Here is a 6082-nt window from a genome sequence, read left to right on the forward strand (position 1 = left end):
CACCGGCACAGGTTCTGCAGCCCCAAGCACTTCAGCGTCAGAAGCAAAAGACAAAACGCAAAGCACAAGTGGCAGCGCCTATGATCCATATGATGCAAAAGACTACAATTCATCCCAAGACTTCGCCGATGACAAGTACGAAGAATTCTATGACTACGAAGACGAGTACGAGGATGAAGACGAAGCTTATGATGCAGCGGAAGACTATTGGAATGATGAGTATTAAAGGAAAGGAATCCTGATATGAGCAAGCGAGACAGATACGATAGTGATGATAATAGATATTTCTATGAGCATTATGAGGGAAAAGACTATTACGAAGGCTATTCCGGAATTAATACTGGGAAAATAGATTTAATAATATACATAATATTCGTGCTCTTCTTGATCTATATTGAAATAACAAAATAAAAGCATGCTTCATAATATGTTTCTTGAAGAAAATCCCTGCTACCGGAATATATGATCCGGTGGCAGGGATTTTTGCGTGTATGGTACTATGCGCTTTTCTAATTCGCGTGAAAAACATCTCCTGTTATGAAAGGAGAAAGCATTGCGTACAATATGTGAAAATATGCAATGCAAATTTCATATGAATAATACAACGCAAAGCGCAAGTGATAATTTCGAAAAGGAGCCTATACAATTAGATATTAAGGAGGTGATGGACTTGAAAGCTGACCCGGAAAGATATGGCGGCATATATAAAGAGTTGGCAGAAATACTAGGTGATGCTGCTACTATCAAGATCTGGAAGAGATTTGCAGGCCTTAATATAACATTTCCGCAGAAATTGTATTCCAAAGAATACAGGAGAAAATTTATTGTCGAAAATATTGGCACAATGAAACCTGGAGACATGGCGAAAGCCTTGGGTCTCACAGAAAGAAGGGTAAGGCAGTTGATTTCAGAAATTCAAAAAGAGAGAACAGGAAATTAATTAAAGATATTAATTATTTGTATTATAAACTCAAAATAAAGACCGATAACTTATATGTATTTGGATTATATCTGTAAAAAATGTTTGATTAGGAGAGATTATTTATGATTACAAATGATGTCATTACTGGTGTAGCATACACAATTATAGGGATTTTTGGAATAGTTGATTTGATTTTTTTAGTTAAAGCTATTTTTGAATTAAAAAAGATATATAACAATTTTGAAAAGGAAATAAAGAAATCTCAAATAGTATATGTAGAAAGAATGAATCCTACAACTGGGCAAATGTCAAGATATGATTCCAGAAAGGTATGGTATGACATAGGGAAGCTAAATGAGAACAAGGACGACTATAACGAAGTCTATGCTTATTATATAACAGCATCACAGTTTGTTTCTGTATTCCCTTTAATAGGAATACTAGGAACTGTGATGGGAATTGTGTTTGGAGGAACGTTTGATGATATTGAAACCTTATATCAGGGACTAAATACTGCATTATGGACCACTTTGCTAGGCCTTTGCTTTGCTATAGTACTTAAAATAATTGATTTATTATGGCCAGGAAAGCTAGTCAGTCTTATAGATTCAGAATTTGATGATGCAGAATCTATTATCTATCATCAGATTGCTGCTGGTGAGGCAGAACGAGAAAGAACGTTAAGATGGACTAATCAGTAAGGAGAGTGCGTTTGATGAAACATAACAGAAGGTCATCTGGAAAGCCTCAATCTCCAATTGACTTAACCCCGCTTCTTGATGTCATATTTATTGTTCTATTTGCAGTAATTATTTATTGTGCAAGACTGACTAAAGCGGTACAGATGCAGATTGAAACAGAAAAGACAGAGAATGAAAGTACTATAGAGACATTGGAAAATGAAAACTTTACGCTCAAGGCTAAAGAAAAAACAATTGAGGAACTGAATGAACAATATTCAAGTATCAGTGAGAAAGTCCTTATAGTTCAGATTCACTGTGAATCAAAGGCAGGTACTCCGGGCGAAAGATCACTGATCATACAAGCTCCGGATGAAGAGATTATAAATACAACTTTTGATAGAGATACCAAGGAAGAAACGTATGACCTTATATATCAAAAGTTAAAAGAGTATATAGAAGATAATAATTCTGGTGAAGATATGAAAGTGGTAGTCTTATCAATTAACACAACTAATATCTTGGCAGGAGATATGGAGAAAATCAGTAGTATTGTCAATGACCTGATCAATACTTATGAAAATGTATATTAGGCATGAATGAAATGATTGATAATTATAAAACGTTTACTTTTTGGTTTGATGTATGGAATAGCAAAAACAATACACTCTTCTATCTTGGAATAGGACTTTTTGTTGTTGGACTTGTTATAAGAACCAAAAAGTCTTCCTCCAAAAAAATAGTAGTGAGAATAAAAAGGGTGCTAATTATAGTAGGAATTATGAGTTTCCTTTGCAGTTTTACTACTGGTCTTGGAAGCGGAATAGGGATAGGAGACGGAAATGGCTTTGCTATAGGAACAGGATCTGCAGAGGATGGAAATGACGTTGATGATGAGCAGGTGAGCATAGAAGATGCAGCACAATTGGCTGCAGAGCGCAATATAGTAACTGTAACAGTTAATGAGAATGATATATACATTAATGGCTGGTTATGTGATGAGTCCGAAGAAATAGAGAGTGCTCTGGACACTATTTATAAAGATGGAATGATAGTTGAAATTGAAGATACTTATGCATATTATGAGCCTTATTCTATTGTCATTAATCTGTTAAAAGACAGGGCAATTGATTATAAAGTCACAAGATACGAAGAAGACTAATTAACAAAACGTAGAATATCACAAAGAAATGGAGAATGTATATGAAAAGAATTACACGAATATTACCACTTCTCGTGGCTACTCTTGTATTTACCACAGTTAATATAACAGGCTGTAGTGTTACACTTGGCCAAGATAGCGAATTTGGAGGCGGATCAGCTGGAAAAGAGAATGGGCAGGACGACTCAGATACTAAGTCAAAAGAAAATGAGAATGACTCCTCACAAGATGAATCTCAAAGTGCCATAAACGAAGATGATATGCAAGAGTCCCAAAAGGATACTACTGTAGCGTCTATTAGAATTGAGATAGATGAAGTTTTTATAAACGAAGAAAAAATAGAATATGACAATACGGAGGATTTGCTGGATCAGTTAAAAGCGCTAATCGAAAAAAGCAATATAGAAACAGTAAACTTTGATTATCAAGAAGGCAAAGATGATCTTGTAAAGAACATTAGAGAAATGCTAGAGGATAACCATATTGAAATAATATATGTTACCTCGGAGTAGAATAATGATAAAAACTAAAGGAAGTAAAAATCAAAATAATGTTAAAAGATTTATTTGCCTTGTAATGGCAATGCTCTTTATGGTTTCAAAAACAGTCTACGCGGATGATGTCACTGTGGAGGCTATGGACAAAACTGTTTACTTTAACTATTCCGTAGATCAAGTCTGTGCAGAATATAAAGAGAATGCTTATAGAGCATCTAATAAGTACGAGGATTTTTATATAGGTCTTATTGGTAGTATAGAATCTATCTCTTCTAACGGTAAACAAATAACTCTTAAGTCAAGTGATTCTGGTATGTCTTTTCCGTGCGATTGCTCCAAGAAGCAGGTAAAAGTGCAATTAGAATCTTTGACATCCGGCGACAACGTTATTATCTGCGGAATAGTTAAAAAGCATGAAGAAACAGAGTTTAAAGTAAAAGCAGATAGGATAATAACTATAGGGGATATTAAAAGTTATGAGAATGGCTATACAACCTCTGATGGTACAGTCTTTTTATGTGATGATGTAGAACAATACAGGATCGGGAATAATACATGCTTTGTGCAAAAGCAGTGGAAAGAGCAACTTAGTGACGAGTTTTGGAATAGATATATAGAAGATGTATTTGACCAAAAAAGTGGGATGGTAGTTCAGTTCGGGGATGATGAGAACAGTGAACTTTTGGGAATATATGCTTTCTCATGGTCAGAGATATATGAAAAAGCTTCACAGGACAAGTCTAAAGGCTTTTTTAAATCAGAAAAGGCTTTTGTAGAACAGTATTTACTCGAAAAGTTAGTTAATAAGATTATGAAGTATGAATTGGGGCCTTTAAACACCATTAAAAGCACTAAAACAGATAATGTTACTTTTGATTATTATTACGGAACAAAGGAAAGCTCTGGCAACAATATTCATGCAGAAGTGTTCTTTATCAGAAACGATGATGAACTGGTTGCTATAACGTATCAATTTGAAAATGAACCGCAGCATTTGGCAGAAGTGGTACTGATGCTAGGAACTTATTCTCAAACGGAAAACTGATAATAAGGATTATCATTGATAACTAGTCATGATAAATAAAGGTGAATTTGATAAAACTTATAAAGTAGAGACAGTCCTGCTCTTAAGACTTATAGAGTCTCTGTCAATCAAAAAAGACCTGGCAGGCGCTGCGCCGTATACATTCTTGAACGTAAAGTTCAAGAATGTATCAAATAGGCCATTTAAGAATGCCTTCGGCATTGGGCCTATTTGACTACCGATTCACTGAATTACGAAATCCGCAGCTAGTGCGGATTTCTGTAATATACTCACAAGAATACATACATATCTGGGCACTGCTAAATATGTAAGTCATTACGGCAGCAGACCTATGAGCATCACATGGCACCGGGATCCCCCGATACCGGCTAAGTATATCAAGAAGACCAGTAAGGTGGATGTGGGGTGAGGTCTGAACTTATATTTAGGAAAAGAGATATAGCATAGATGTGATTAATGTTTATAATATAGATATATTCTTATATGTATTCTATGAGAGATAATTTAGCTGAGAATAGGAAGCCATAAATAAAAGAGGAATAGATCCTTTTAAGGGGATTTCAGAGGTGACACATGGTCGTTGTTAGAGAAAAACTAGGTTTAGTTGACGCATGTTCTACTAACTATGCATTAAGAGAAATTGGAGAATTACCTAAAGCCGAAAGTATGGAAAAGTTCTATCTTACCCTAGAATATCGTTTAAAGAACTTTTACTTAAATCCAACGGATGCAGAATACACTTTTGAAGATCCGATTAACAAGAAACGTTACTGGAAATTTGAAGAGTTTGATTTCGCAAAATATCAATTATCATGGAATGAAGCATTAAGAGTTTTGCAGGCAGTATACGCAGATCATCCTCTTTTCTTCTTTGTAGATAAATACAGGACTGGCGGAAACTCTCAGGTTGGTATTATTACACCTATTATAGATGCAGAGTGTGCGAGGGGGGACTTTCGTTGCTTTTATGTTCAAAAGATTGAAGATGAGATCAAGAGACTGGCTGACGGTATTACAAATGCTAGTGGATGTAGAGAAGCTGCTTTGAAAGTGTACCATCGCATTTCAAAAGATGTATATTATGATTCTAGTAAAGGTGATGGCAGCATGATAAGTTATCCGGATATTCCATCACATTCGATATTAAATTACGTAAGAAATAGAGCTGCGGTCTGTGAGGGGTTTGCAACTACTTATCAGGCAGTTATGAATTATCTTTCAATTCCGGCTGTTGTAATAACGGTAAAAACAAAGAACGGAGCGCATGCATGTACGTTTATATATCTATCTGATGAAAAAGAATGGATAATGGTAGATCCTACACAGGGTGTAAATTGTGAAAATGATAGTGGATTTGACCTTCCTGTTGGCACATATAATAAATGGGTTAAGTCGTCTTACGACAATGAGTATTATGCTAATATGCCTGAGTATTCATATATATGGAATAGATATTTAGAGTAGATTCCCTTTTGTAAAGGAATTAAGCTACAGTCAGCGGGCTGTAGCTTTTATTGAGCTATATTTTGACAATAGGATAGTAATTAGAAAAGAGGAGCGACTGCTCCTTTTTTGATGCAACGAAAATTAGTATCAAATAAGACGATTAACCATAATTTGTGATATAATAATCAACCTGAATTATTCATGACAACTTAATTTCCTGAAATCTGATCCATAATCCGATTTTTTGAAATGGATGCCCAGAACAGGCGGGATTTAGTCCTAAAAAAGGGTAGACTATCCCTATGTATCAGAAATACAGATTTTTAAGTT

7 protein-coding genes and 1 pseudogene are annotated in these 6082 nt (G+C 35.1%); all 8 read left to right on the forward strand.

Annotated features, from left to right (window positions below; all coding sequences use genetic code 11):
- Positions 1-226: pseudogene (locus tag K6G87_RS01675) on the forward strand (hypothetical protein); the annotation flags it as partial.
- A gap of 444 nt (positions 227-670) precedes the next feature.
- Positions 671-940, forward strand: coding sequence for a Mor transcription activator family protein (locus tag K6G87_RS01680; RefSeq protein ID WP_296833021.1), 270 nt, complete (start codon positions 671-673; stop codon positions 938-940).
- A 104-nt stretch (positions 941-1044) separates the two neighbouring features.
- The gene (locus K6G87_RS01685; RefSeq protein WP_296833024.1) at positions 1045-1623 is read left to right on the forward strand and encodes a MotA/TolQ/ExbB proton channel family protein; all 579 of its coding nucleotides are present in this window, start codon (positions 1045-1047) and stop codon (positions 1621-1623) included.
- A 14-nt stretch (positions 1624-1637) separates the two neighbouring features.
- On the forward strand, positions 1638-2195 hold the full coding sequence (locus K6G87_RS01690; RefSeq protein ID WP_296833027.1) for an ExbD/TolR family protein: 558 nt from the start codon (positions 1638-1640) through the stop codon (positions 2193-2195).
- A gap of 11 nt (positions 2196-2206) precedes the next feature.
- Positions 2207-2764, forward strand: a complete 558-nt coding sequence (locus tag K6G87_RS01695) for a hypothetical protein (RefSeq protein ID WP_296833030.1) — start codon at positions 2207-2209, stop codon at positions 2762-2764.
- Between the two features lie 41 nt (positions 2765-2805).
- Entirely contained in the window at positions 2806-3276 is a 471-nt protein-coding gene (locus tag K6G87_RS01700) for a hypothetical protein (RefSeq protein WP_296833033.1), read from the forward strand.
- 4 nt (positions 3277-3280) lie between these two features.
- Positions 3281-4306, forward strand: coding sequence for an OB-fold protein (locus tag K6G87_RS01705; protein ID WP_296833036.1), 1026 nt, complete (start codon positions 3281-3283; stop codon positions 4304-4306).
- A gap of 573 nt (positions 4307-4879) precedes the next feature.
- Complete coding sequence (locus K6G87_RS01710; RefSeq protein WP_296833039.1) at positions 4880-5770, forward strand: transglutaminase-like domain-containing protein; 891 nt, start codon at positions 4880-4882, stop codon at positions 5768-5770.
- The last annotated feature ends 312 nt before the right edge of the window (positions 5771-6082 follow it).

The organism is Butyrivibrio sp. (assembly GCF_024699075.1).

Bases quoted from the DNA above. Each gene is read 5' to 3' on its own strand.
- K6G87_RS01685 (WP_296833024.1), top strand. From the start codon at position 1,045: ATGATTACAAATGATGTCATTACTGGTGTAGCATACACAATTATAGGG.
- K6G87_RS01690 (WP_296833027.1), top strand. From the start codon at position 1,638: ATGAAACATAACAGAAGGTCATCTGGAAAGCCTCAATCTCCAATTGAC.
- K6G87_RS01695 (WP_296833030.1), top strand. From the start codon at position 2,207: ATGATTGATAATTATAAAACGTTTACTTTTTGGTTTGATGTATGGAAT.
- K6G87_RS01700 (WP_296833033.1), top strand. From the start codon at position 2,806: ATGAAAAGAATTACACGAATATTACCACTTCTCGTGGCTACTCTTGTA.
- K6G87_RS01705 (WP_296833036.1), top strand. From the start codon at position 3,281: ATGATAAAAACTAAAGGAAGTAAAAATCAAAATAATGTTAAAAGATTT.
- K6G87_RS01710 (WP_296833039.1), top strand. From the start codon at position 4,880: ATGGTCGTTGTTAGAGAAAAACTAGGTTTAGTTGACGCATGTTCTACT.